The sequence below is a fragment of the Streptomyces sp. NPDC043861 genome, assembly GCF_056435905.1.
Map to the genome: position 1 here is coordinate 15026 of NZ_JBWKDP010000018.1, position 23653 is coordinate 38678.

General features: G+C 68.1%; 22 protein-coding genes. 10 read left to right on the forward strand and 12 right to left on the reverse strand.

The genetic code is table 11. The features are described 5' to 3' along the window. Nucleotides 1-371: 371 nt before the first annotated feature. From AC068D_RS31370 to AC068D_RS31385, 4 genes are all read right to left on the reverse strand, one after another. Complete coding sequence (locus AC068D_RS31370; protein ID WP_478826505.1) at nt 372-2174, reverse strand: VanW family protein; 1803 nt, start codon at nt 2172-2174, stop codon at nt 372-374. A gap of 358 nt (nt 2175-2532) precedes the next feature. After that, a complete protein-coding gene (locus tag AC068D_RS31375; RefSeq protein WP_478826506.1) occupies nt 2533-3501 on the reverse strand; it encodes an antibiotic biosynthesis monooxygenase in 969 nt (322 codons plus the stop codon). Then, nucleotides 3498-6224 carry a molybdopterin-dependent oxidoreductase gene (locus AC068D_RS31380; protein ID WP_478826507.1) on the reverse strand — a complete coding sequence of 909 codons (2727 nt, stop codon included), beginning with the start codon at nt 6222-6224 and terminating at the stop codon, nt 3498-3500. Before AC068D_RS31380 ends, AC068D_RS31375 begins: the two co-directional genes overlap by 4 nt. Further along, nucleotides 6221-7051 carry an FAD binding domain-containing protein gene (locus AC068D_RS31385; protein ID WP_478826508.1) on the reverse strand — a complete coding sequence of 277 codons (831 nt, stop codon included), beginning with the start codon at nt 7049-7051 and terminating at the stop codon, nt 6221-6223. Before AC068D_RS31385 ends, AC068D_RS31380 begins: the two co-directional genes overlap by 4 nt. Nucleotides 7052-7882: 831 nt before the next feature. Between AC068D_RS31385 and AC068D_RS31390 the strand changes: the two genes are divergently transcribed. Continuing rightward, a complete protein-coding gene (locus AC068D_RS31390; protein WP_478826509.1) occupies nt 7883-8830 on the forward strand; it encodes a lytic polysaccharide monooxygenase auxiliary activity family 9 protein in 948 nt (315 codons plus the stop codon). Between the two features lie 157 nt (nt 8831-8987). Here AC068D_RS31390 and AC068D_RS31395 read toward each other — a convergent pair whose 3' ends face one another. Continuing rightward, nucleotides 8988-9752 (reverse strand): class I SAM-dependent methyltransferase, encoded by a 765-nt coding sequence (locus AC068D_RS31395; protein WP_478826510.1) that lies wholly within the window; start codon nt 9750-9752, stop codon nt 8988-8990. Nucleotides 9753-10418: 666 nt separating this feature from the next. Here AC068D_RS31395 and AC068D_RS31400 point away from each other — a divergent pair. Beyond that, nucleotides 10419-10919, forward strand: coding sequence for a tyrosinase family oxidase copper chaperone (locus tag AC068D_RS31400; protein WP_478826511.1), 501 nt, complete (start codon nt 10419-10421; stop codon nt 10917-10919). Nucleotides 10920-10957: 38 nt separating this feature from the next. Then, nucleotides 10958-11776: a tyrosinase MelC2 gene (gene melC2, locus AC068D_RS31405; protein ID WP_478826512.1), complete on the forward strand. Its 819-nt coding sequence runs from the start codon at nt 10958-10960 to the stop codon at nt 11774-11776. Here melC2 and AC068D_RS31410 read toward each other — a convergent pair. Continuing rightward, nucleotides 11767-12003: a hypothetical protein gene (locus AC068D_RS31410; RefSeq protein ID WP_478826513.1), complete on the reverse strand. Its 237-nt coding sequence runs from the start codon at nt 12001-12003 to the stop codon at nt 11767-11769. The genes melC2 and AC068D_RS31410 overlap by 10 nt on opposite strands. A gap of 41 nt (nt 12004-12044) precedes the next feature. Here AC068D_RS31410 and AC068D_RS31415 point away from each other — a divergent pair, with 41 nt between their 5' ends. Beyond that, entirely contained in the window at nt 12045-13256 is a 1212-nt protein-coding gene (locus AC068D_RS31415; RefSeq protein WP_478826514.1) for an LmeA family phospholipid-binding protein, read from the forward strand. Nucleotides 13257-13903: 647 nt separating this feature from the next. Here the strand turns inward: AC068D_RS31415 and AC068D_RS31420 are convergent. Beyond that, a complete protein-coding gene (locus AC068D_RS31420; RefSeq protein ID WP_478826515.1) occupies nt 13904-14719 on the reverse strand; it encodes an SAM-dependent methyltransferase in 816 nt (271 codons plus the stop codon). A 551-nt stretch (nt 14720-15270) separates the two neighbouring features. Between AC068D_RS31420 and AC068D_RS31425 the strand changes: the two genes are divergently transcribed. After that, nucleotides 15271-16149, forward strand: coding sequence for a helix-turn-helix domain-containing protein (locus AC068D_RS31425; RefSeq protein ID WP_478826516.1), 879 nt, complete (start codon nt 15271-15273; stop codon nt 16147-16149). Nucleotides 16150-16269: 120 nt separating this feature from the next. Here the strand turns inward: AC068D_RS31425 and AC068D_RS31430 are convergent, their stop codons facing one another. Further along, the gene (locus AC068D_RS31430; RefSeq protein ID WP_478826517.1) at nt 16270-16446 is read right to left on the reverse strand and encodes a hypothetical protein; all 177 of its coding nucleotides are present in this window, start codon (nt 16444-16446) and stop codon (nt 16270-16272) included. Nucleotides 16447-16667: 221 nt separating this feature from the next. Here AC068D_RS31430 and AC068D_RS31435 point away from each other — a divergent pair, with 221 nt between their 5' ends. Then, nucleotides 16668-17660 (forward strand): helix-turn-helix transcriptional regulator, encoded by a 993-nt coding sequence (locus AC068D_RS31435; protein WP_478826518.1) that lies wholly within the window; start codon nt 16668-16670, stop codon nt 17658-17660. A gap of 21 nt (nt 17661-17681) precedes the next feature. On the opposite strand, the gene AC068D_RS31440 is transcribed toward AC068D_RS31435, so the two are convergent. Together AC068D_RS31440 and AC068D_RS31445 are read right to left on the reverse strand one after the other, a co-directional pair. Further along, the gene (locus AC068D_RS31440) at nt 17682-18854 is read right to left on the reverse strand and encodes an MAB_1171c family putative transporter (RefSeq protein ID WP_478826519.1); all 1173 of its coding nucleotides are present in this window, start codon (nt 18852-18854) and stop codon (nt 17682-17684) included. Then, nucleotides 18841-19431 carry a toxin-antitoxin system, toxin component gene (locus AC068D_RS31445; RefSeq protein ID WP_478826520.1) on the reverse strand — a complete coding sequence of 197 codons (591 nt, stop codon included), beginning with the start codon at nt 19429-19431 and terminating at the stop codon, nt 18841-18843. The genes AC068D_RS31440 and AC068D_RS31445 overlap by 14 nt, the downstream gene beginning before the upstream one ends. A gap of 408 nt (nt 19432-19839) precedes the next feature. On the opposite strand from AC068D_RS31445, the gene AC068D_RS31450 reads away from it, so the two are divergent. Further along, the gene (locus AC068D_RS31450; RefSeq protein WP_478826521.1) at nt 19840-20250 is read left to right on the forward strand and encodes a VOC family protein; all 411 of its coding nucleotides are present in this window, start codon (nt 19840-19842) and stop codon (nt 20248-20250) included. A gap of 314 nt (nt 20251-20564) precedes the next feature. Here the strand turns inward: AC068D_RS31450 and AC068D_RS31455 are convergent, their stop codons facing one another. Next, nucleotides 20565-20747 carry a hypothetical protein gene (locus AC068D_RS31455; protein WP_478826522.1) on the reverse strand — a complete coding sequence of 61 codons (183 nt, stop codon included), beginning with the start codon at nt 20745-20747 and terminating at the stop codon, nt 20565-20567. Continuing rightward, on the reverse strand, nt 20744-21157 hold the full coding sequence (locus AC068D_RS31460) for a RidA family protein (protein ID WP_478826523.1): 414 nt from the start codon (nt 21155-21157) through the stop codon (nt 20744-20746). The genes AC068D_RS31455 and AC068D_RS31460 overlap by 4 nt, the downstream gene beginning before the upstream one ends. A gap of 95 nt (nt 21158-21252) precedes the next feature. Here AC068D_RS31460 and AC068D_RS31465 point away from each other — a divergent pair, with 95 nt between their 5' ends. The 3 genes from AC068D_RS31465 (at nt 21253) to AC068D_RS31475 (ending at nt 23597) form a co-directional block, all read left to right on the forward strand. Then, nucleotides 21253-22200: a LysR family transcriptional regulator gene (locus AC068D_RS31465; protein WP_478826524.1), complete on the forward strand. Its 948-nt coding sequence runs from the start codon at nt 21253-21255 to the stop codon at nt 22198-22200. Between the two features lie 47 nt (nt 22201-22247). Continuing rightward, nucleotides 22248-22874: an RDD family protein gene (locus AC068D_RS31470; protein ID WP_478826525.1), complete on the forward strand. Its 627-nt coding sequence runs from the start codon at nt 22248-22250 to the stop codon at nt 22872-22874. Between the two features lie 171 nt (nt 22875-23045). Continuing rightward, nucleotides 23046-23597 (forward strand): hypothetical protein, encoded by a 552-nt coding sequence (locus AC068D_RS31475; protein ID WP_478826526.1) that lies wholly within the window; start codon nt 23046-23048, stop codon nt 23595-23597. Nucleotides 23598-23653: the final 56 nt, after the last annotated feature.

A 23653-nucleotide genomic window follows, 5' to 3' on the forward strand; every position in this document is an offset into this window, starting at 1 on the left:
GGCGTCGGCGGCCCCCTCGCGGTAGCGGCGCCTGCAACCGGCGCACCTGATTGCTGTAGACATGACACATCCTCGAGACGTCAGCCCTGCTTCCGCTGCGGAGCCAGGCCCCGGGCGGACAGAGGTCCATGGGTCTTGCGTTCTGCCCCGCTCGCGGGGCAGAACGCCTCTCCAGTAGGCCCGGGCAGACGCTTCGGGTCACGTCACGGGAAAAAGGGACTTGACGAGCGTGGAAGTGGCGCTGCAGGCAAGAAGGCGGCGCGGCGCCGGCGACACAGCCCGGGCCCCAGCCACCGGACGGCGCCAGGGGCGCGGCTCCGAACGCACACGGCAGCGCATTCTCATCCAGGCCAGCCGGAAACTGCTGAGGGTCAGCTGCTGGGGCGGGTGCCGGTGCTCGGTGCCGACGCGGGCGGCACGGGCGGCGCGGCGGGCCGGTCCGCTGCCGCGGCCGGTGCATCCGTGGTGCAGGTGACCTCGTCGCGAGGTGTGTAGTGGGTCTTGAAGCCTTCTCGCTTGACCTCGCTGCCCTTCTCCATGAAGACACGGCCGACGGCGACGTCGAACCCTTCGAGCGGGGTCTGGACCTCGCACTCGGAGCCGCTGCCCGTGCGCTTGCCAGGCGGCGTGATGTCGGTGCGCGGCCCCCGGGTAGCACGTATCTCGTCGTACCTCTTGGTGCCGAGGAAGGTGATGGTCACCGATGTGTCCGTCGACTCGGCCTGGATGTAGAGGGCGTGTCCGGAGTCATTGGTCCAGCGCAGATCGAGGGTGCCCCACGCGACCGTGGCCTCGCGGCCTTCCGGATAGCGCTCGATGTAGAAGGAGTGGGCGCCGTACTCGAGGGGCTTGACGCCCGCGAAGAACATGGCGTTGAACATGGTGGTGGCAACGGCGGAGACACCGCCACCGGGAGACTTCACGTACTGGCCGTCATTGATCATGATGCCGTCGACGAAGCCGTTCTCCTCGGTGCGCTCGCCCACCGTCCCGTTGAAGCTCCACTCCTTGCCGGGGAGGACGAGGGAGCCGTTGATCAGTTCAACAGCACGGGCGATGTTCGTGATGCGGTAGGGAGCGGCCGGGAAGTTGACGGTGAAGGACGAGACCTTCTCCGTGATGCCGAGTTCCCGTGCCGATGCACTGGTGAGCCGGGGCTGGACCGCTCGGGTCGCGATCTCGCCCGTACGCGCAGCCCCCGAACGGGTCAGCAGGGGCAGAACGGCATCCCCGAGCGCCTGCTCGGTGACCGGCCGCCCTGTGACACCCTCTCGCGCCACCACGACGCGGTTGTCGGCGCCGACACGGAACTCGGCGTCCCGGGGACTCTGCGCGACGCTCTTCAGCGGACGGGAGACGTCGGCGTCGGCGAGCAGTCCGCGCGAGTCGAGCGCCGGTGTGAGTCGGTTGCGGTCGTCAGGCCGCAGGGTCAGATGCCTGCCGAGCGTTGCGGGGGCCAGGGAGAAACGCTTGTCGGCCACGGTGAGCGTCACGGGACCTGACATGGCGGGCCGGGCGAATTCCCTCATGGCACGCTCGGTCTCGATGCTGCCGATCCGCGGCTTGGTCTCCTTGACCGGCATGACGACCGGTCCGCCGTCCGCCGTCCGGAGATAGGCTTCCCGTACGGCGCTCAGCGCCCGGTCCGTGACCAAGGTGGTACCGGTGACCGGGGCGACGGCTCGCGCCTCGCCGTTCTCGAACGTGATCGCTCCGTCACGGACCTGCTGCTCGGTGCGCTCGCCGATACGGTCGATCGCGGCGCGGGCCTTCCGTTCGTCCATGCGTATCACCGGCTCGACGTCCCGGCCGTGGGACGTGAAGAGCCTGCCGATCACGGTGGCGGGATCGGCCCCTTCGCCTGCGGCCCGCTCGACCGTTGCCGTGGTGTCGAGAGACAGTCCGAGCGTGCTGGGTTCAGCCGTCTCGACGCGGTCACCGATCTTCATCGCGACCGGCTCGGCGAAGGCGGGCCCGAGGGTGCGGTCCAGAAGTCGCTGTGCTTCCGCTCGGCTCGTCCCACCGATGTCGACGCCGCGCACCCGAGTGCCTTCGGCGATGTCGTCAGCCGCCAGCCCGGCGACGTACAGACCACCGAGCCCGAACACGACAGCCCCTCCTGCGACGGGCAGAGCGATCCGCCAGTTGCCCGTCCTGCGGGGTGCCTGTCCCATGTCTCTCCCTGTGGCGCCGACCGACCCGGAAGGGCCCTCTGGGGCCCTAGGAACGGCCCGGTGTACTCAAACTCAGGGATCTATAATTCACCAAATCGGACGAAAAGCATTCATAATGTGATTGCTTTCACGAGGCGGGCACGGGCATGGCGGCCCAGGTGGCCTCGGCGGCCGTTGAGCCGGCCCTCGTACTGCACACCAGGCTGACCTGCGAGGACGTCACAGAGATCGGCGTGACAACGATGTCATGAGCTTTCCGACCGTCGCGTCGGGTCCGGCGCTTCGTCCCGGGTCGGCCCGTCGAGCGCGGCGCCATGTGCCCGAGGCCCCTCGACGGCGCAGAGGGTCCCGACGCATGTCAGGGCAACGTCCAGATCACTCTCGTCACGACATAGAAGACCGCGGCCCACAACACCATGACGGCTGCGACGATGCCGAGTCCGACCACGTTGGTCCTCGCCGCCGGCTGGTCCGGCGACGCCCGCAGCCACCGCTTGAGCAGCGGGTTCACGTAGAAGGGCATGGTGAAGAAGCTCATGATCAAGCTCGAGAGCAGATTGCCCACCAGCAGCCCCAGCCAGAGCGGCATCTTCAGCGGTGACAGGGCGAGCGTCAGAAGCACGACGGTCGGGTAGAGACCGACCCAGACGGCGATGGAGGTCTTGGTTTCCGAGGGCGGCGGGGCTTCCCTCCCGTTCTCCTCGAAGGCGAACCAACTGCCGAACGAGTTGTCGATCGTGCGTAGTCCGAAGTCGTTGAACTTCCTGCCCTCGGCGAGGAGTTCCCGTCGCTCGTCCGACGTCAGCCAGGTATCGAGGTGCTCGGCCGTGTCGAACCGGTACAGGGTGGTCCATTCGTCCTGAAGGCCTTCGATCGGGCGGAAGAGCTCGGTTCCGCGAAATCCTTCGAACTTGCTCTCCTCCTGGCTCATTCGGTGCTGCCAGGCGAGGAAGTCGTCGACGTGGTCCGGGTGGACGCGGTGGGTCACCACCACGGTCACCAGCGGGTCCACCGCCTGTGTGCCGCCTCTGACGACCTGCTGGGTTCCGGGCCCGTCGAAGTACTTCCTGCCGGAGTCGAGAAGGCTCTGCCTCGTCGCGCTGTTGATCCACGCCTGCAAATGGGCTATCGAGTCGAACCGGTAGATGACGACCCAGTCCGGTTGCAGGGACGTCGGCGGGGAGACCTCCGCGCCGAGGTACCCGCTGTAGTCGGCGGCAGCGGCGTTGACGGCCTTCTGCCACGCCTCGTAATCGGCCTCCACTCCGGGCAGGACCTTCTGGCCGATGATGGCCGTCGCCGCGGCCTCGCGCTGTTCGGTGCTCATCGCCTCAGGCCCGTCGGCAGCGACCGGGCTTCGCCCAGCCTGCTGTAGATCCGTTCCGGTGTCAGGGGCAGTGCGCGGTAGCGGATGCCCGTGGCATCGTGGAGCGCGTTCGCCAGCGCCGGGGCCACGGGGTTGATGCAGCACTCCGCCATCCCCTTCGCCCGCATCGGCCCGGAGGAATCGGCCGAGTCCACCAGGAGCACCTCGGTACGGGGGACGTCGGCGTAGGCGGGGATACGGTAATTGCGGAGGTTCGGGTTGGCCATCACGCCGTTCTCGTCGACCTGGTACTGCTCGGTCAGCGCGAAGCCGATTCCCTGGGCGACACCGCCTTCCACCTGCCCCCTGACCTGCGCGGGGTTGATGACCACGCCTGCGTCCGCCGCCTGGACGCTGTGGAGGATCCGGATCTCGCCCGTCACCCGGTGCACCGCGATCCGGAACCCCTGGGTGTTGCAGGTGACACTGCGGGGTGAGCCGTAGGCCTTGCGGGCGGCGGTGAAGCGGATCCCGCGCGCACGGGCCAGTGCGACGAGCTCGGCCAGCGACACACGCCGGTCGCCGCAGACGACGCCCTCGTCGTCCAGCGAGCACATCACGACGTGGACACCCGTGTGAGCGGCTGCGAACTCCAGGATGCGGTCGCGTACCGCGTTGGCCACACGGAGCACCGCGTTGCCCGACACGAAGAGGCCCGCGCTCGCGAAGGCACCGGTGTCGAATCCCGTGCGGTCGGTGTCGGACTGGACCAGGCGGATCCGCGACGGCGTCGTGCCCAACTGGTTGGCGGCGACCTGGACATGGGCGGTCGAGGTGCCCTCGCCGAACTCGACCGTACCGACGGCCAGCTCGTACACGAGGTCGTTGCCGAGCGTGACCCAGGCCTCCGAGATGTGTTCGGTCGGGGGCGCGGTCTCGTGCAGCGAGCTCGCGACTCCGGTCCCGACGGCCCACCCGGGGCCGGGAGGTGGCTGATCGGCCGTCCGGGCCAGCGCGTGCTCCACGCGATCGATGCACTGCACCAGCCGGTCCTCCGTGAACATCACGTCGTCGGGGCCGTCGTCCAGGGCAACCAGCGGTTCACCCGGCCGCACGATGTTGCGTCGCCGCAGTTCGAACGGATCGATGTGCAGGGCGCGCGCCAGTTCGTCCATCGCCGACTCCACGGCGAACGCCGGCTGCGTCATCCCGTAACCGCGCAGCGCGCCGCTCGGGATGGTGTTCGTGTAGACGGAGTAGGCGTCGTACTTCTTGTTGGGGCAGCGGTAGATCATCACGGCCGCACCGCCGGCATACAGCGTTTCGCCGCCGTGATTGCCGTAGGCGCCCGTGTTCGACACGTTGCGGACCTGGAACGCAGTGAGGGTGCCGTCCGCCTTCGCGCCGAGCTTGACCGTCAGGGTCATGGGATGCCGTGGCGAGGCGGTGGTGAACTCCTCCTCGCGCGTGTACTCGAAGCAGACGGGTCGTCCGGTGTCCAGGGTGGCGAGCGCGACCAGGTCCTCCGAGATCAGCTCCTGCTTGCCGCCGAATCCGCCGCCCACGCGTTTGCAGAACACCCGCAGCTGATCCGGGCGCAGTGCGAACAGATGGGCGAGCTTGACCTTTGCGATCGACGGTGACTGCGAACTGGTGCGGACGTTCAGACGGCCGTCCTCCATCCAGGCCAGCGAGCCGTGGGTCTCCAGATGCGCATGCTGCACCCGCGGTGAGGAGTACGTGCCTTCGTGGATCACGTCGGCTGTGGCGAATCCCGCGTCGACATCGCCGACGTGCGCATGGATCTCGAGCAGGATGTTGCGGACGGGATCGAGGACGAACGGGTCGTCCGCGCCGTGCAGTTGCGGTGCCCCCTCGGCCATGGCCTCCTCGGGATCGAACACCGCCGGCAGTACCTCGTACTCGACGGCCACCCTCCGGCAGCCCTCTTCCGCCGCCGCGACCGTGTCGGCCAGGACGGCGACCACGCGTTGGCCGGCGAAACGGACCGTGTCGTCGAGAATGTAGGTGTCGTCCGGATCGACGAGATGGTCGGTGTGGATCGCCGTGGTGAAGCGCCTGCGCGGCACGTCCTCCCAGGTGTAGACCCGGTGCACACCGGGGACCGCGAGCGCGGCGGACTTGTCGATTGAGACGATCCGGGCGTGCGCGTGCGGGGAGTGCAGCACCTTGAGGTGCAGCATGCCCTCGATGTGGGTGTCCATCGTGAACTCGGCGCGACCGGTGACCACGTCCTCGGCCGCCGGCGCACCGACGCTGGTCCCGACGGCCTTTCCCGGCGCGGCGTTCTCCACGCCGGCGACGCCCTTCACGGCGTCCTCGATCGCCCGGTAGCCGGTGCAGCGGCAGAGGTTGCCCTTCAACGCCTGCGGCAGGTTCTCCTTCTGCGCCTCGGAGAACGTCGCCGATGTCATGATCATCCCTGCGGTGCAGAACCCGCACTGGAAGCCGGGGGCGTCGCGGAACCGCCGCTGCACCGGATGCAGACCGCCGGGTGACCCCATGCCCTCGATCGTCGTCACCTCACGGCCGTCGGCGCGGAACGCCGGGGTGATGCAACTGTGAATCGGTTCGCCGTCCAGCCACACCGTGCACGCGCCGCAGTCGCCCGCGTCGCATCCCTTCTTGACGCCGAAGTGGCCGAGCGCGCGGAGGAAGGTGCGCAGGCACTGGCCGGGCTCCGGTTCCTCGTCGAAGCGCCTGCCGTTCACGCTGTAGGTCATGCCGGGCCCCCTGCTCCGATTTCGTGACGGATCTCTTCGGCGAAGTGCTGTGTCAGGTGGCGGCGGTGGTCGGGGGCCCCGTTGGGATCGGCGAACCAGAGCTCGGCGGGGATCGAGGCGATGTCCTGCTGCAGATCCCGGGCATCCGGCACGACGTCGAAGGCGAAGCGCACGGGCCGGGTCGTGCCGGCGGTGACGGTGAGCAGCAGGTCCTTCGTCCCCGGCGTCCGGGTACCGATGAGGAATACCGTCGAACGGCCCAGGTGGGTCAGTGAGAAGCGGCGCAGTGAGGCGTGTTTCCTCAGGGCACGGGCGGGAATCTCCACGCGCCGCAGGACTTCCCCTGGAGCGAGGACGTTCCGGTTGTTCCCGGTCACGAAGTCAAGGGCGTCGACGACGCGTGTCGACCCGTCAGCCGCCCACAGTTCGTACGTCGCCTCGAGTGCGACCGTCAGCGTGATCATCGGGCCGGCGGGCAGGGACATGCAGATGTTGCCGCCGACCGTCGCCGAGTTCCACACCTTGAACGAGGACAGGAACGCCTCGCAGCTCTCGGCGAAGAGGGGGCCGGCGGCCCAGTCGTCCGGCGGCACGAAGGCGTGCAGATCGCGGATGGTGCAGGTGGCTCCGATCTCCAGGCCCTTGGCGCTGGGGACGAGCGGGTCCCAGCGCAACGCCGTCAAGTCGATCAGGCGGCGCAGGTTCGGCTGTTCAGCGGAGAACAGCCACGTCCCCCCTGCGAGCCAGGCGTCGCCTTCACGCCAGTCCGCGCCCGGCCGGTCTGGGGCCGGTCGCCGGACGACTTCGGTGATGGTGTTGAGGTCCATGGGAACCGATCTCCCTCACGCTCCCCCAGCGACGGCAATCGCGCGGCCACGGCGGGGCGCCGGACCGCCGAAGCCGCACGACCGCCTGTGCCGTGCGCCACCGACCAGGGCCTGGGCGCGCCACCGAATCCGTGGTGACAGGCCGGACTCAGTGGAACCCTTGTCGATTGCGGGCATTCGCCTGGTACACGCGTCTGCCGACGCCGTATGTCGACGGATCGCGATACGCACGGTGAGTTGTGCAAGCTCGGGGGCGAAATCCCACGCCGACCCCCGCGGTCGACCGCTCGATGAGGACATCTGCGGGCGCAGAACTGCTCCTCAAGAATATCGCGGAACGGGCCGGCCGGCTCAGCGAGCGGACGGTGCACAGGTCCTGGACGACCGGAAACCGGACATGAGCGGTCTCCGGACGATGCACACATTCGTACGCGGCGTCCGCCCCATAATCGCTGCGGCCGCCTTCAGGGTCTCGTTGTGCACGCCAGGGGCGGGGGCGTTCTCCGGTGGCCTTCTGCCGTGCCGCCCGGTCCTCCTCGCGCCGGCGCTTCTCCCGTTCCCACTGCTCCGGCCAGATCTGCCGTTTCATGGCCTGACCCGGGCAGGGCGGATACCGTCCGGGAAAACGGGTGGCCTCGCTCCGGCCGGTCCGGCCCAAGCCGACCCGGCCGTTGGCACAAAGAGGCACACGACGGTGATCGGCTTCGTCACGGCGCCGGCCGATTCAATCGACCCCAGGGCTCCCTGAACGCTGTACGGCCCATGGGCCGTACTCATGGGCGAGGCAGGGATGTCCAGCTGCCGCCGCCGGCCCGGGAGGTCTGTCCGAGGATGCCCACTCATCGCACCGCCGCGGCCGTGGCTGCGCTCATCGGCAGTGCTTCGCTGTCTCTCGTCGCGGTCTCGGCCGGACCCGCCCGGGCACATGGTGCTCCGACGGATCCGGTCAGCCGTGCGTTCGCGTGCGGCCCCCAGGGAGGTCACACCAAGTCGGCTGCCTGCGCCGCGGCCGTCCGGGCGGGTGGCCGCGCGGCTCTCCAGGCATGGGACAACCTCCGCGTGGCGAATGTCGCCGGGCAGGACCGTCGGCAGATCCCCGACGGAAAGCTGTGCAGTGCGGGCATCGATGCGTACAAGGGCCTGGACATCGCCCGCGACGACTGGCCCGCCACCACGTTCGAGGCCGGCGCGCCGTTCACGCTCACCTACGCCTCCACAATCCCTCACCGGGGCACTTTCAGTGTCTATGTGACGAAGGACGGCTACGACCCCAACAAAGCCCTGTCCTGGGACGACTTGGAGAGTGAGCCGATACTGACGGCCACCGATCCGGTGCTCCGCAACGGCGCCTACCGTGTCGGGGGCACCATGCCCGCCGGGCGATCGGGTCGCCAACTGCTCTATACGATCTGGCGGAACACGGACACGCCCGACACGTACTACTCCTGCTCCGACATCGTGCTCACAGGTAGTCGTGCCAGTGGCGGCACGGCGGACACGAGCCCGGCCGCTTCCGACAACGGCGGTCCGCCGGAAGCGGCGAACGAGCAGGCGAAACCGGGCACTGCCACTCCCTCCGCCAAGCCCACGGCATCCCCGCCGCCCCGAACGCCCGCCTCCTCCGACTCCTCCGCCCAACCGGAAGCAGCGGTGCAGCCCGCTTCCGCCACAACGGAGGCCGGCAGCTTCCCCCTCGCCGTGACCGCAGCCGCGGCGGCCCTGGCCGTCGTCGGCGCGGTGGCCGGTGGGTACCTCCGTCACAAGCGACGCTCCCGATGAATCGGATGCCACTGCAGGTGACGAACCCGGACCCTGGTGGGACCCGGCTCGAGCAGTCGCGCGTTCCCGGCATACGAACGGACACGCTCGCCACGGGACAGCCCTCAGTTCCTGGTGTCGAATGGGCGCCTGGTACGTCCCTGCATGACGACAGCGCCTACTTCGCCGGTACTTGCGCGCCGGGGCGATCGTGGCCGTCGTGCCGGAACAGAGCAGTCCACAAGAAGGACTCGCCGAAGCAACGGGACTCGGGCGGTTCGTCGTGCATGCGGCGCAATTCCACCTCGGTCAGATCGGAGAAGATCCAGCGCAGCGACTCCGGTGTGTAGGCGAGTCCGCCATGAAGACCCGGGCCGCGGTAGTAGTCCGTGTCGGGGAGCTCGGATCCCATGGCTCCAGCGGCGAAGCAGGTCAGGGCGAGATGGCCGCCGGGGACGAGGGCCCGGTCGAGCAGGGCGAGGTAGCTGATGCGCCGGTGGGGCGGCAGATGGTGGAAGCAGCCCGAGTCGTATATCAGGTCGTAGGGGCCGGAGAGTTCGGTCGCAGCAAGGCGGAACGCGTCGCCGCAGTGGAACCGGATGTCCGCCCCGGCCTCTTCGGCGCGTTCCGCGGCCCAATCGATGGCAGTCGGCGAGAGGTCCACCGCGTCCACCTGGAATCCCAGGGACGCCAGGTGGAGGGCGTTGCGGCCGGGACCGCATCCCAGATCGAGAACCCGGCCCGGGGTGATCAGGCCGCGGTCGAGGAATGAGGCCAGACTCTCGTCCGGCTTGGCCACGAAGAACGGCACGGCCTTGGAGCGATCGGTGTAGAAGTCGTCCCACCAGCCGGCCGCTTCGCCCGTCCAGCGATCGGCCTCCGGTGCGAACAGGTCGTCCAAGAGCTTCAGCACATCGTCGACGGTGCGTATGTTCCGGTCCATCCGGCTCCCTTCCGCGTCTTATGGCGACGGTACGGCCGTGGGGCCCGAAAGCCCAGCTCAGAGCACGTTGCACGCGGGCGTGGACGGGCACCTGCGGGCTCCGGGTGAGGGTGAGGGCGTCCTCCCCCGCACATGGTCGTGCACTGTCGTCCAGCCCCTCGCCGACGGCCGCCACATCGGCCTCCGCAGTGCTGTTCGCGCAGGTTTCTGAAGTATTCCGACGGACGCTGCCCCGCGCGCCCGCTCACCTTGGTCGTGGAGGGACGATCCCGTCCGCCTGCCCGGTCGGCGTCTGCGACCGAAACTGTGGCGCCTACCCCGAAGAGCGGGCACTGCCCGTGCATTCTCGTCGAGTTGCCGGGGACCGCGGCACCGGAGCCCGGCTGCGACCGGTGAAGGATTTACGGATGCAAGTGGCCCGGCGGGGCAACTTTCCGTCCTGCGAGGACGGTCGGGGGGCCAACGGGGAAGATCTCCGCCGTTGAACAGTGCACTTTCCATGGGCCATTGTCCTGATCGTGACCATGTGACCCCAGGACCCCTCTCTCGAAGCCTTCGCCGCTGCCAGCATGTGGCGGCACGGGACGGTCGCGTCCCGCCGTACGGAGAAACGATCCTGCCCAGGGTCACCTGTGCCCTGCGGCGGACCGACGAGAGGAGCAGACCGTGCAACGTCTCACCCGCCGCGACATGGTGCGAGGCACCACGCTGGCACTGGCCGGCGCCGCCCTGGCCGGACCGACCGCCATGGCCGCGGCGACCGCGGGGCGGTCCGGCGAATCCCGCACCCGTCGTACGCCGCGGGCCGGATCCCCGCACGCCGCCGGGACGACCGAGGCGCCGGACGTGCCGGAAGCGTTCGACGAGACATACCTCGGCCGCCATATCGAGGGATGGCCCGCCACCGAGGACCACAGCGGCCATCACGGTCGTCACCGTCAGGGCGCTGCTCCCAGCGGCCACACAAATCGCCCTGAGGACGACGGCCACGGACCCGTGGAGTTCGTCGTCCGGGTGGACGACGACGATCTGCATGTGATGCAGAACGCCGACGGCACCTGGATCAGCGTCGTCAACCACTACGAGACGCACGCCACACCACGTGCCGCGGCCCGGGCCGCCGTACGCGAACTGCACGGCGCGGCACTCGTGCCCGTCGGCGTCTGACATCGCGTTCGAGACCCCCACCGAAAAGGACCCTCGTCATGGCAGACCGGAAGAACCAGGCAGAGCTGACCGCCACCGAGAAGCGGGACTTCGTCGACGCCGTCCTCGAGCTCAAACGCCTCGGCCGCTACGACGAATTCATCACCACCCACAACGCGTTCATCATGAGTGACACCGACAACGGCGAGCGGACCGGACACCGTTCACCGTCGTTCCTCCCCTGGCACCGCCGATTCCTGTTGCAGTTCGAGCAGGCCCTGCAGAGCATCAACTCCTCAGTCGCTCTTCCCTACTGGGACTGGACGGCCGACCGCTCGACGCGCAGCTCCCTGTGGGCGGACAACTTCCTGGGCGGCGACGGCCGCAGCGGGGACGGCCGGGTCACCTCGGGACCGTTCGCTTTCGGGAGCGGCAACTGGCCCATGAACATACGTGTCGACGGAAGGACGTACCTCCGGCGCGCGCTGGGCGTAGGGGTACGAGAGCTGCCCACACGCGCCGATGTCGACGCCGTGCTGGCCATTCCCACCTACGACGCGTCTCCGTGGAACAGCGGCTCCAGCGGCTTCCGCAACAACGTCGAGGGCTGGCGGGGCCCGAACCTCCACAATCGGGTGCACGTCTGGATCGGCGGCCAGATGACCACCGGCGCCTCGCCGAACGACCCGGTGTTCTGGCTCCATCACTGCTTCATCGACAAACTGTGGGCCGACTGGCAGGCGTTGCACCCATCGTCCGGATATGCGCCGGCCACCGCACCGCGCAACGTCATCGGCCTGCGCGACACGATGAAACCGTGGAACGACGTCACACCGGAGGACATGCTGGACCACACTCGGTACTACACCTACCGCTGAAACCCCTTGCCGGCCAACTCTCGTGCCGCCGCGTCAGGGAACGCGGCGGCACGGGGAAACCGGGGCCGCGACGTCACAATCCCCGGCCTGTTTCCCGAATGCCCGTCCGCACAGGTGACGGTCGTCGAAACAGAACGGACCGAGGAACGCAGGGCGATGTCGGCGGAAGCCTGCAGTGCGATCGAAATCTCGTCCGGCTTGTGACGGCCGGACTTGCGTTCGACCATGGTGATCGTGATGGGATGAGACGATGCGATCCCCCACACGCATGTCCACGCAACGGCACAATCCCTATGACGAACTCGCTCGACTGGCAGACCCCGAACCGGATTACGGCGCGGAGCCGCCCGACGACGGCAGCTTCTCCGGCTTCGAACGGCTCGGGATACGCTCGCACGACGACGAGGCCGATGACTGGTCGCCGCCCCGGCACCGTGGCAAGAGCCGTCTCGCGGCCCTGCCCGTCGCGCTGAAGCTCACCGTCGCCGCGGTCGTCACCGCGACGTTCTTCGTGAGCGGCGACCGTCTGGCCGTGGCGTACGCGGAGGAGAAGGCGGAGGACAAGATCCAGCAGTCGCTGGATCTGGCCGCCCGACCCCAGGTCGACATCCAGGGCTTCCCCTTTGTGACACAGGTGCTGAACCAGCGCATCGACAGGGCGGATGTCACCGTCCCGGACGTGGCCGCCGACAAGGTCTCCCTGGCCGAGGTACACGCCTCCGCAACCGATGTGCGGATCGTCGGCGATCTGCCCACCGCGATCCAGGGTGCGGTGATCAACCGCGTGGACGGTGACGTACTGCTCTCCTTCGACGACCTCGGTCGTGAACTGGGCGCCTCCCGAGTCGAGTTCACCAATGCCGGACGCGGCAGTATCCGGATCGCCGGATCGCTTCCCGTCGCCGGGCACACCGTGACCCTGCGAGCTCAGGCCCATCTTCGCCGCGAGGGCGACCGTGCGGTTTCCACGACCGTCGAGAACATGCGTCTGGACGTACCGGGCCTGCTCACCTATCGCCCGGGCAAGGACCCGGCCAACTCGGGCCTGCGGCTGCATCCGCAGGCCGCCCGCCGGATCAGCCAGGAAGCCGCCCACGCCAAGGCCCTCCTCGGTCTCCCCTCTCTGGTGCAACGGCTCGGAATACCCCGCTCCCAGATCGACCGCGCTCTGAGCAGCGAGAAACGTCTCAGTCGGCTCACCGGCTCGCCGCGCTTCATCGAACGGCTCATGAAGGTCAACCTGATCGACCTCGTCATCGACCACCCCTGGCTGCTGGAGAAGGCAGGAATTGACCCGAACGTGATCAGCGCCCTGCTCGGGCTGCGGCCACCGGAGCTCTCCGATCGCCTGTCCCTGTCGTTCGAGCTGCCGAAGACCAACGGAAACGTGCGGTTGCAGGACGTCAGGGTGGAGAGTTCCGGCATCCGTGCGGACCTCACCGGCACCGACCTGAGCTTCGGCGACGCGGCCGGGAAGTGAACTGATCCGTGCGCGTCCCGTCGGATGCATGCATGCGCCGGCGAGCAGTCGGTGCGGTGCCGGGGCATCCTGCCCGGTTCCGCACCGACTGCCCGTCCTCGGCCGACCGGGGCTCGGGACGAACGGCCCTGGGTCCTGTTCGGGCGATCCTTGAGGATCGGCCCGCGGCGTCGGATGCATGGCGTCTCCCCAGGGCCGAGGGGCAGCATCACAAGGCGATGGAACCGCTCCCCTTGGCTACGCCGGGGGTGCCCCCACCGGCCGGCCGGTGGGGGCACCCCTCCTACTGGGCTCGGGCGACTCCGTGAACGCCGTGTGGGGGTGCCTCCCAGCGGTGGCCGGTGGAGTGCCGTAGCCGTCGTCGCAGGCCCGAGAAGAACGCCGCGACAGAACCTAGTCCCAGGAGGGTTCGCCGGAGACGAGCTCCGGGCGCCGCCGTGAGGGCGTACTCGGCGAGGACGACGCGCCCGGGTTCGTGTTGACGGTAAACATCAAATGCCTCCAGTTCAGGAAAGGTCGGGGCGGGGCCGAAGCCCCGGAGGGCTCATGGGAGTCCTCGATGGCGGTGCGGCCGTGGCGAACACGACCAGCGGGGATGTGCGAGGCAGCTTGCGAAGGACAGTCAGGGGCTCGCAGTGCATGTGAGGTCAGGCCTTGAAGCCGACTCCTGCGTACTTGGAGTCCTCTACGTCCGTGATGTCGAACGAGTCCATCCTGCGGATGGAACCGTCGTCGAGTCTCGGAACGAAGACATCGGGTCTCCACCGGTGGCAGGACACCAGTCCGGGGGCGACGATTTCCAGACCGGCGAAGAATCGCTCGATCTCGGCGTGGGTGCGGAGTCTGAGCGGCCCGGTGCCGGCCGCTGTGTTGTAGGCGGCGACGACGTCGGTCATGTCCCGGAAGTCACCCGTGAGATGAGAGATCGTCACATAACTGCCCGGAGCCAGGGCATCGACCAGCTGGGCGACCGCGGCGTGCGGCCGCTGGGTGTCGTCGATGAAGCACAGTACGTTGTTGAGGCACAGACCGATCGGCCTGCGCAGATCGAGTGCCGTCCTGACTCCCGTTGCGTCAAGGATCGACGCGGGGTCGGTGAGGTCGGCGCGGACGAACACGGTGCGACCTCCGGGGTCTTTCAGCAGCGCCTCGGCATGTCGTTCCACGATCGGGTCGTTGTCGACGCAGACGACACGCGCACCGGACACCGCATGACGGACGATCTGCTGAAGATGCGGCTCGATCGGAACGCCGCAGCCGACATCCAGATACTGGTCGATACCTCTCTGAGCGAGGAAGTAGGCGCTGCGCTCCATGAAGTGCCGGGCGGCCCAGGCGGAACGGCGGGCGTTGGGATGGTGCCGCATGATCTCGGTGGCCGCCTCCTCGTCCACGAGGTAGTGGTCCTTGCCGCCGAGCAAGGCGTTGTACACCCGGCCCGGATGGGGCCTACCTGCGTCCACACGCCGAGGCCCGGCGTGAATCCCGCTCAACTCACCCTCCGTTCCTCTGGTCTCGTTGGTCCGCTTCACGGGCGAGCAGCCACGTCGGTGGTGACGGAGGAAGCGGCATGCGCACCCTTGGTAAGGCCATCGAGCCCGCTACAACGTGGGGAGAACGGGTCCGGCTCCCCGGCCCTCGGCACCGGAGGGACCCCCGGAACCGGCGCCTCGCAGAGTGGCGCAGCGATTCCCCGGGGCGAGTCCGATCCCGCATGCCGGCAACGAAGTTGGGGAACAGGCCTGTTCGAAGACCCGTTGTGATGCCACACTCATCCCTGCCTCCAGTAGGGGACAACAACCGGCTGTGGAGCGCAGGCAATGGAGCCTGTGCGGCTGAGCCGGCGCCTCGCACCGACAAGAGGGGACGCCGGGCGAGGCATGACAAGCCGAGTTCAGCAGTCGGTGGTTCATCCACCACCGAGGCTGCCGGATTGAAGTTATCTTCATCTGGACGCCTGATCAAGTGACTAGAGTGTATTCGCCAACCCACCCGCCCTGCGTAGAAGGTCTCCATGCCTGACCGCTTCTTCAATCGCGTACGCTTCCGCGAGGTGCGCAGAGCTCGAGATCTCACCCAGGACGAGGTCGCGCACGCCGTGGGCGTAGCCGGATCGTCGGTCTCCAACTGGGAGGCGGGGCGCTCCACTCCGGCCCCCGAGAAGCTCCCCGTGCTGGCAGCTCTCCTGGGGCAACGCCTCGAAGAACTCTTCCCCAGGGACCGCTTCCTCCCGGACCTTGCGGACCTCCGCGCCGACGCAGGCCTGTCCCAGCAGGAAACCGCCGCGATCACGCGTACGCGCTCCCCCAAGCCGGTGGCGAACGCCGAGGGGGGCAGGACACCTCTGGCCGAGAAGTACCTGCAGCCCCTCGCCCTGGCCTACGGGGTCAGCGTGGACGATCTCCTGGCGGCACAGCGGCGGTCCTTCGGTGACGAGGGCGACGCGACGGCTCCTGCCGCAACACCGCCGCAGGGCACCGTGGCATCACCTTCGGAGCTTCCGCGCACGATTGTCGACAAGATCGAGTATCTGCTGAGCCAGACCGACTCCCAGGGACTGCGCCGCCCCGATGACGCGGAGATAGCAAGCCGTGGCAACGCCGCGGCGGGTCGGCCGGTGCTGAGCGAGTCCCTGGTGCGTGAACTGCGCACCGGAGTCCGCACGTCCACCACTCAGGAGGTCCTCCGCGGACTGGCGGCCGCCCTGGACATCCCGCCGCTCTTCTTCGAGAGCGACGACCACGAAGTGCACCGGATCGTCAGCGGCGCGCGGCTGGTGAGCAAGGGACTGATCGGGATCGCCGCTCGCGGCGATGGCGGCGAAGTACCGGCCGAGCTGCTGGACTTCTTGGTCGGAGTCCTGGACGAGGTGCGCGGAACCAAGAACCAGTAGCGAGCCGCCGAGCACGTGCCGCGATCGGCGCAGCATTCGACGGGGCGGCAGGAGCTGCCTCCGGTCCGCGGTGCAGTGAGCGGGACGCACCGTGTACAGCACGTCCCGCTCGGCGACCGGTCAGTCCCAGTTCGGATCCGGCACCCGCGCCCCGTCCCCCTGGTCCGCGAAACCGGCATGCGCAGCGCTGGAGGCCGAGTCGGCCAGATCCCAGTTGGGGTCGCCGTGGACCCAGAAGCCCTGTGCCGACTGGCACACGGCCAGCGCCACGGCCGCTGCGGTCAGTGCCAATGCCACGGTCCTCCTACGCACTACCCTCATCCGATACCTACCTTCGTCGCGGATCCGGTGGCACGATCCCTCGGCCCCTGTCGCACGAAGGCCACCGCCGATGCATCGTGCGAATGGGCCGGGTGAAGTCTGCGGGATCTTGTCTGTATGCTCCACGTTCACGCCCAGTGAGATCAAGCTTCCACGGCTTCGTGCGTGCGAGCTTCCGATATACGCAGGTGTGTCAAATGACCCCGAAGCAGGAAGAGTTGAACGGCCAGAGCCACGGCATGTCGCTGGAACTGGCCGACGAGGCCTTGAAGTTGTACCACCACATGGCCCGGGGCAGCCTCACCTGGCCCGTCGGTACACCCGGTCTGGCGGAGCTCGTCGAAAAGGGCCTGGCGGTGCGCAATCCGTATGAGCCCGACCTCTACCTGTTGGCCGATCAGTACCACGTCTACCAGACCCATGTGAGCCGTGACGTGGCAGCCATCGCCGCCGCGGCCGCCCGTCTGCTGCGCATGCCCGACGCGATGAGCCAGCTCCCTCAGGTGCTCGCCCACGCGGACGGAGGCTGCGAGTACCTGGCCGACAAGGCCGCAGCGAACGCCGAGATCATCAAGGCACTGGCCGGCATGACATCGCACGTGTGGACCGCCCACCCCCTGGACCGTCCTGAGGGAACAATTCTGCAGTCCCTGCCCCGCGACATCGACAACCTCAGAAGAGGTCTCGGGCTGCGCACCATCTACGCGAACAGCGCCCGGAACCGCTCCCACATGTGCCACTGGGCCGAGAAGGTCACCGAACACGGCGCCGAGGTGCGTACCCTGCCCGGTGGTTTCATGCGGATGATCGTCGTGGACGATGTGTTCGTGCTGTTGTCCGACTATCGCCCGGGCTCGGACCTCAAGGGACCTGCGTGGAAGATCACCCACCCCGGGCTGGTCGCGGCGTGGATCGAGGTCTACCGGCAGCAGTGGCACCGCGCCGAGCCGTGGATGGGCGGCCATGTGCGTCCGATGGAGAAAACGCTGACGACGACCACCCAGCGGCGCGTGCTCCGCCTGATGAGTGCGGGCCACAAACAGCCGCAGATAGCTTCGGAGCTCGGTGTCACGTCGCGTACGGTCAGTGCCTACATGGCCCCTCTCTACGAAAAGCTCGGCATCGCGCCCGGCGATCAGTTCAGGCTCGGCGAGTTCTGGCGCGAGACGCAGGAGCGGTTCCTGGACTGAAGCCCAGATCCGGTTCCCCCGTCACAGAGCGCCCTGTGCCTCGGCCGCTACCCCACGGTGTCTCCTGACGATCGGGGAATGACGCATGGCCCGGGAGATGTCCTCGAACTCGCTGGTGACGACTCCCGGATCCGTCGGCACCCGCTCGCTCACGAGGCCCTGGCCGGCCAGAAACCTGATCCGTACAGCCGAAGCGACCATCGCGGCGTCACCTATGGCGCGGGCCTCGTCGTCACCGGCGCCGGCAGCCCCGGCTTCGGCAGCCGCCGCAGACTGCGTTGCCGAGTCCAGAGAGCCACGCAGGTTCAGCAGCCCATCGTGGATGTCGGAAACGCACTCGGTGAGCCGCATGTCCAGCGGAACCCACCAGAGCCACGCCGGTCCCCCGCCCGGCGAGGCGACCTCACGCATCTCCTGCCAGAGCGGCCGGAGATGACGCAGTTGCGTCCAGATACGCAGTCGGGAGGAGAGAAGCTCGCCGATCAGCGGGGTGAGGAAGCCGATACAGCACAGAAAGGCTCCGAGCGACGCACACTGCGGGGCGATGTCCGAACTGAGGGTGTCCCAGTCGCGACCGCACCAACGGGCTGCCACGGCCGTGAGCTTGGTGAGGGAGAAGGTGCCGTTGACGACATAGCCGAAGACTATTCCGATCAGGCCCGCGCGAAGCCAGCCACCGACCTTGCGCGACCACCGCCAGCACATGGTCATCATCGTGGCGGTCGTCACGGTGTGGGTCAGCAGATAGAGCAGGATCATCTCGCGTATGAACGGGGTCCCGGCATAGTGGGTGTCGAGGTCCCGGAGTCGTTCCACCGGCGCATCGCCCAGCGCGAACAGGATCGGAAGTGCACCGGCGATGGACACATAGGCGACGGCCCAACGTCGGCTGAGCTTGCGTACGTATGCCTCGGGACCACCCCGCCAGCTGATGACGAGCAGCATGCTGGCAAGACCGAAAAGGGTGACGAGGCTGTAGACGAGCGGAGCCGAGAAGTTGGGGACCCCGGTGACTCGGTTGACGGCCGCAATCGTCGGTGGTGCCGCACAGACGAAGGTCACACAGCCCAGAGCGAGCAGCACCCCCACCGATCTGACGAGTGGGTCGCGCCAGGAACGGAGCAGTGCGGGAAGGCGGAACCCGAGCGCGAGCGCCAGTGCGGCAGCCGGCAGGTAGTAGTCAGTACCTGCCACCGTCGGCCTTCGCAGTACCCAGGGACACCCTGATGCGGCCGGCTAACGGGTCGTCGGGATCACACGTCCGGTCACCGGGACCGACGAGGAACTTTCCGAAACCGGTGGCGAGCAGCAGACCGAAGAGCTCGGCGGCCTCTTCCGTCTTCGGGTCGTGCCCCCGGGCGTCGTCGTCACCGGCGTGCCGTGCCGCGACGGCGAGCAGAGATTCGACGGCCGAGTCGATGTCGCCGCTCCCGGCCAGCGCCCGCGCCGCGACCTGGTGCCCCAGCACATCGAGATGGCCGTCTCCCATGTGCGCATGCCATAGTTCGTGGCCTATCACGCGGATCTTCAGCAACGGTGCCGCGCGCTCCTCGACCAGGAGAATGTCACGGTCCTCCATACGGAAGCAGAACCCGCTGTACGCCGAGGGAAGGACCCGGGTGCGGTAGTGGCACGGCCGGCCCCTGCGTCGGCCGAAGACTTCACAGATCGCGGAACACAGTTCGTCGACTTCCGCAGGGACGGCCGTCCGGCCCACCTCTGCGAGCAGAGCGCTGCACAGTCGGCGCATCTGGAATCGCTCGAGCACCATTTCCCCCGTGTACGGCTTCAAGTCAACCGCGAGCCGAGAAAGCGGCGGTGCGCCCGCACCCTGGCGGCCGGGCAGCCCGCATGTCCATCCAACCCGTCACTCTCAGTACATTCCAACGTTACAGCCGTATGCGCAAGCAGAATGGTCTTCGCATAGCGGAAGTTCGGAGCCACGCAACCGTCATACGCTGAAATAACTGCCTGTACCGGACGCTCCCTGGTTGCGCAGTCCCTCTCGCCTGGGACGGGTCATCGGTCGTCCGCATGCCCGCAGCGGAATGTGCGCTGTCCTCGGCCGGCAGGCTGCTCTGCGCCCAGGAGTGGGCAACAACCGGACCCTTCCCGCGCGGCGTTGGCGGCAGGCGGATGCAAGGCTGTACGGTCAGGCGGTCGCTGGACGGGAGACGACATGAGCATGCTCGACAATGCGCGCGTGGCCACGAGGCTTCCTGCCCAGGACCTGGAGCGGGCACGGCGCTTCTACGACGAAAAGCTCGGCCTCGAGCCTGTCGACGAGCGGCCGGGCGGACTCCTCTATCGCTGTGGCGGATCGGACTTCGCCCTGTTCCTGTCCGCCGGGTCGTCGCCCGGCACCTTCACCCAGATGGCCTGGGAAGTGGACGACATCGCTGCCGTCACCGACGAACTCAAGCGACGTGGAGTGGTGTTCGAAGAGGTTGATCTGCCCGGGCTCACGACCGCGGGCGGCATCGCCGAGATCGAGGGGAACTATCCGAGCAAGGGCGCCTCGGGCGAGCGCGGTGCTTGGTTCCGCGACAGCGAGGACAATCTGCTGGGTATCGGACAACCCGTCCGCTGAGCCGGCCCCTGAAGGACCGAGCGGCTGGATGCCGTGGGACCGAAATGGTCATCCGCCGGGAGCGCCCATGAACGGTGGCGAGGGCGCCGCCCGCCCGCCGCTTGGTGGTCCGGGCCTGGAGCAGGCACCGGCACGGCGACCGGACGGCCCATCGTGCTCGCGGCACCCCCCGCACGGCGTTCCTCCCACAACCGCCGGGGAGTTGCCCCGACGCTGCGTTGCCGGAGTCACAAGGGTGCTTCCGCCCGGGAGGACCTCATCCGTACGAGGGCGCTGCGAACTTCCCGGCGCAACGTCCGGTCACCGCACGGGGCTCAGTCGCCGTAAAGGCTCGTCGGCAGCGCCGTCGGTCTGTTCGCCCTCACGGGAACGAGGGGCGCGGCGATGTTGTTGTGGCCCCCTGCGTCCGGGGTACGCCCGGCCTGGGGCCGTGCATCAACCACGAGGCCGCCGATGGAAGTCACCCGCCGATAACCGGCGAGCACGACCGCCTTCATCGCCCGCTTTCCTGGACCAGGGCGAACGCCTCCACCTCCAGCAGAAATTCGGGGCGGAAAAGTGCAGCCACCTGGACGGCACTGCTGGCCGGAGGCCGCTTGGTGTCTACGTGTTCATCGCGTATGTCCCGCACAACCGGAAGGTGGCTCACATCCGTGAGGTAGTAGGTGAGTTTGATGACGTCGTCGAATGTCGCACCCGCCGCTGCCAGGCAGCGGCGCAGGTTTTCGAATACCTGCCGCGCTTGCGCGGCGGGATCGTCAGCTCCAACGACCTCCCCGTTCGCGTCCAGCGCGACCTGGCCGGAGATCGCAACCAACCGTCCTGATCCCATGACGACGTTGGTGTACCCGGCGCCGGGGGCGACGCCGTCCGGAGCGGCGATGTGAGTGAGCTTCGTTTCGTTCATGCCAGCATCATCATCGCCGACCGAGCCATCGCACCAGCGCATATGACTCATGGCAGGCATGCGCATGACGCATGGCTTGGCTAAGCTGCCCGGCTGTGGAGACAACCGCACTGCAATCGCTCAGGGAGGTGTACCGCCAGGGGTCGATCAGCGCTGCCGCGCAAGCTCTCGGCTACACCCAGTCCGCGGTCTCCCGGCAGATCGCCGCGTTGGAGAAGCGCTTTGGCACCCCGTTGCTCGAACGTCATGCCCGTGGGGTCCGACTCACGTCAGCCGGTGAGGTTCTGCTCGACCATGCCTCCGTGATCCTCCGGCGCATCGAGCACGCGGAGCGGGACGTCAAGGCCTCGCGGGACCAGCCCGTCCCTCGCCTGCGGGTCGGTGCGGTTCCGAGCGCTGCGGCCGTGCTCATGCCGGAGGCGTTGAGCCTCTCCAGGGCCAAGTCGCCGCATGTTCGTGTCACATTCGCGGAGGACGTCACCCCCCATCTCCTGCCCCGGATCCTCGACAGGGAGCTGGACGTCGCCGTCGTCACCGACTACCCGCCGGGCATCCCTGCCCGGCCCGACCTCGTGATGACGCACCTGCTCGACGACCCCCTCGTATGTGTGTTGCCGACGACGCATCCACGGGCCCGGCAGGATTGCATCGATCTGGCCGATCTTTCCCAGGAGACCTGGGTGGAGGACTACGACGGCGCCGCCTCCGTACTCTCCCTGGCCTGCGCGCAGGCGGGGTTCACCCCTCGCATCGACATCGAGTGCGGCAGCTGGCTCGGCAAGCAGGCCTTCGTCGCGGGCGGCCACGGCGTCATGCTGGCACCCCGGTTGCTGGTACCGGCCCTCCGCAGGGACTTGGCCATTTCCACTCTCACGCGTCCGCCTCACCGCCGCGTGTACGCCGTGGTGCGCCACCAACCGAGTTCGTCATCAGCGGTCGCCGACGCTTTCGTGCAGGACCTGGCCCAGGCTGCGACAGCGTGGTGCGAAGAGTCGGGGCGTCAGGCCCTTCCTGGATGCACCGGATCTGACGCCGCGAGATGATCTCAGAGATCGCCCGGACACGACCCACGCCCTCAGAAGGAAGCAACGTGAGCACCCCCGATCCGAACAACCCCTACAGCGGGCAGCCCCAGCAGAGTTACCCCGCATACGGCCATGGCCACGGCCACCCCCAGCACTATCCACAGGTGCCGCCCCAGTACGGCCATCCGCAGGGTGGACCGCTTCCGTACGGCTATCCGCAGCAGTTCCCTCCCTACGGCGCCTACCCGCCGGTCGGCGTACCGGGGGGCCCTCGGCCGGCCCATTGGGGCCGCCGTGTCGCCGCCCACCTTCTCGACCTGCTGATCATCGCCGGGCCGGCAGTCATTCTGGTGTTCGTCGATCTCTCGATCAGTGAGGACCCGTCCAGCCCCGGGGCTCTGGGCAACACAGGCGCCCTGTACGCGATGTGCATGGGGCTCTTCCAGCTCTACCGGGAAGGCAGGACCGGCCAGACGTTCGGCAAGCAGGGCCTGGGGATCAGTCTCCACAGGGAGCGGGACGGCAGCACCCTCGGCTTCGGCATGTCCTTCGTCCGCAAGCTCGCACACGTCCTTGACGGAATGCCGTGCTACCTCGGCTGGCTGTGGCCGCTGTGGGACCCCAAGGGCCAGACGTTTGCCGACAAGGTGTGCGGCACCGTCGTCATCAGAGTGGAACGGCAGTCAACTTGACCTGGCGTACTGGTCGTGTCCCAACAGCGTTGCACGCAGCCGGTGATGGCGTGCCGGCCGGGATGCGACGGCGACAACGTCCGGCCGTACGAGTGGCATTGCGATGCCGCGCCTCATTCTGCTTCCCTCGTCGGGCGTCCCACAGGGCCAGGCTTGGGCCATAATTTGCCGGTGGGAGATGAGCAGGTGGTGCGCCTGGCCGCGAGGCATGCACGGGGTCCGCAGACGCCAGATCAGTCGGCGGACCTGCCGCGCTGGCCGCAGTGGCGCGCCGACTACCCCGCCACCGCGCCCGACGGACATCCCTATCTGCTCGTCACGCTGCGTATGACCGCCCCGAGCGGCCGCCACTGGCAGCAGCACCGCCTGGTCGAGAACCATCGACTGCGTGAACGACTCGCCACCGTTCTGGGCGCGTTGCCCATGAGCCATTCGCTTCTGCAGGAACCGCACGGCGGCCAGCACTGCCGCTTCAGCGACGGCACCCTCCAGCTCTGGCAGGAGACCGACCCCGACCGCTGGCCGAACACTCTGTACCGACGCCTCGCCGAGGAGGACGGACCACGCCGGGGTCTGGGCGAGGTGACCGTGACCGTGCGCCTGGAAACCAGGGAAGGGCACATCGGCGAGGCCTCACGGACCGTCAACGAGTGCAACATCCGGGCCGACGGCCGACTGCTGATCGCTCAGCTCCCCCAGGACCGGCTGCCCTCCGGACCATGAGCGGGCTGTGTCGCCTCCCATCCACCGCTTCCCTCACTCGTGGCCGGTGCCCCGAG

What these genes read in the sequence shown, in the direction of transcription:
- AC068D_RS31370 (WP_478826505.1), bottom strand. Translation starts at nt 2,174, where the DNA reads ATGGGACAGGCACCCCGCAGGACGGGCAACTGGCGGATCGCTCTGCCC.
- AC068D_RS31375 (WP_478826506.1), bottom strand. Translation starts at nt 3,501, where the DNA reads ATGAGCACCGAACAGCGCGAGGCCGCGGCGACGGCCATCATCGGCCAG.
- AC068D_RS31380 (WP_478826507.1), bottom strand. Translation starts at nt 6,224, where the DNA reads ATGACCTACAGCGTGAACGGCAGGCGCTTCGACGAGGAACCGGAGCCC.
- AC068D_RS31385 (WP_478826508.1), bottom strand. Translation starts at nt 7,051, where the DNA reads ATGGACCTCAACACCATCACCGAAGTCGTCCGGCGACCGGCCCCAGAC.
- AC068D_RS31390 (WP_478826509.1), top strand. Translation starts at nt 7,883, where the DNA reads ATGCCCACTCATCGCACCGCCGCGGCCGTGGCTGCGCTCATCGGCAGT.
- AC068D_RS31395 (WP_478826510.1), bottom strand. Translation starts at nt 9,752, where the DNA reads ATGGACCGGAACATACGCACCGTCGACGATGTGCTGAAGCTCTTGGAC.
- melC2 (WP_478826512.1), top strand. Translation starts at nt 10,958, where the DNA reads ATGGCAGACCGGAAGAACCAGGCAGAGCTGACCGCCACCGAGAAGCGG.
- AC068D_RS31410 (WP_478826513.1), bottom strand. Translation starts at nt 12,003, where the DNA reads ATGGTCGAACGCAAGTCCGGCCGTCACAAGCCGGACGAGATTTCGATC.
- AC068D_RS31415 (WP_478826514.1), top strand. Translation starts at nt 12,045, where the DNA reads ATGTCCACGCAACGGCACAATCCCTATGACGAACTCGCTCGACTGGCA.
- AC068D_RS31425 (WP_478826516.1), top strand. Translation starts at nt 15,271, where the DNA reads ATGCCTGACCGCTTCTTCAATCGCGTACGCTTCCGCGAGGTGCGCAGA.
- AC068D_RS31435 (WP_478826518.1), top strand. Translation starts at nt 16,668, where the DNA reads ATGACCCCGAAGCAGGAAGAGTTGAACGGCCAGAGCCACGGCATGTCG.
- AC068D_RS31445 (WP_478826520.1), bottom strand. Translation starts at nt 19,431, where the DNA reads ATGGTGCTCGAGCGATTCCAGATGCGCCGACTGTGCAGCGCTCTGCTC.
- AC068D_RS31450 (WP_478826521.1), top strand. Translation starts at nt 19,840, where the DNA reads ATGAGCATGCTCGACAATGCGCGCGTGGCCACGAGGCTTCCTGCCCAG.
- AC068D_RS31455 (WP_478826522.1), bottom strand. Translation starts at nt 20,747, where the DNA reads ATGAAGGCGGTCGTGCTCGCCGGTTATCGGCGGGTGACTTCCATCGGC.
- AC068D_RS31460 (WP_478826523.1), bottom strand. Translation starts at nt 21,157, where the DNA reads ATGAACGAAACGAAGCTCACTCACATCGCCGCTCCGGACGGCGTCGCC.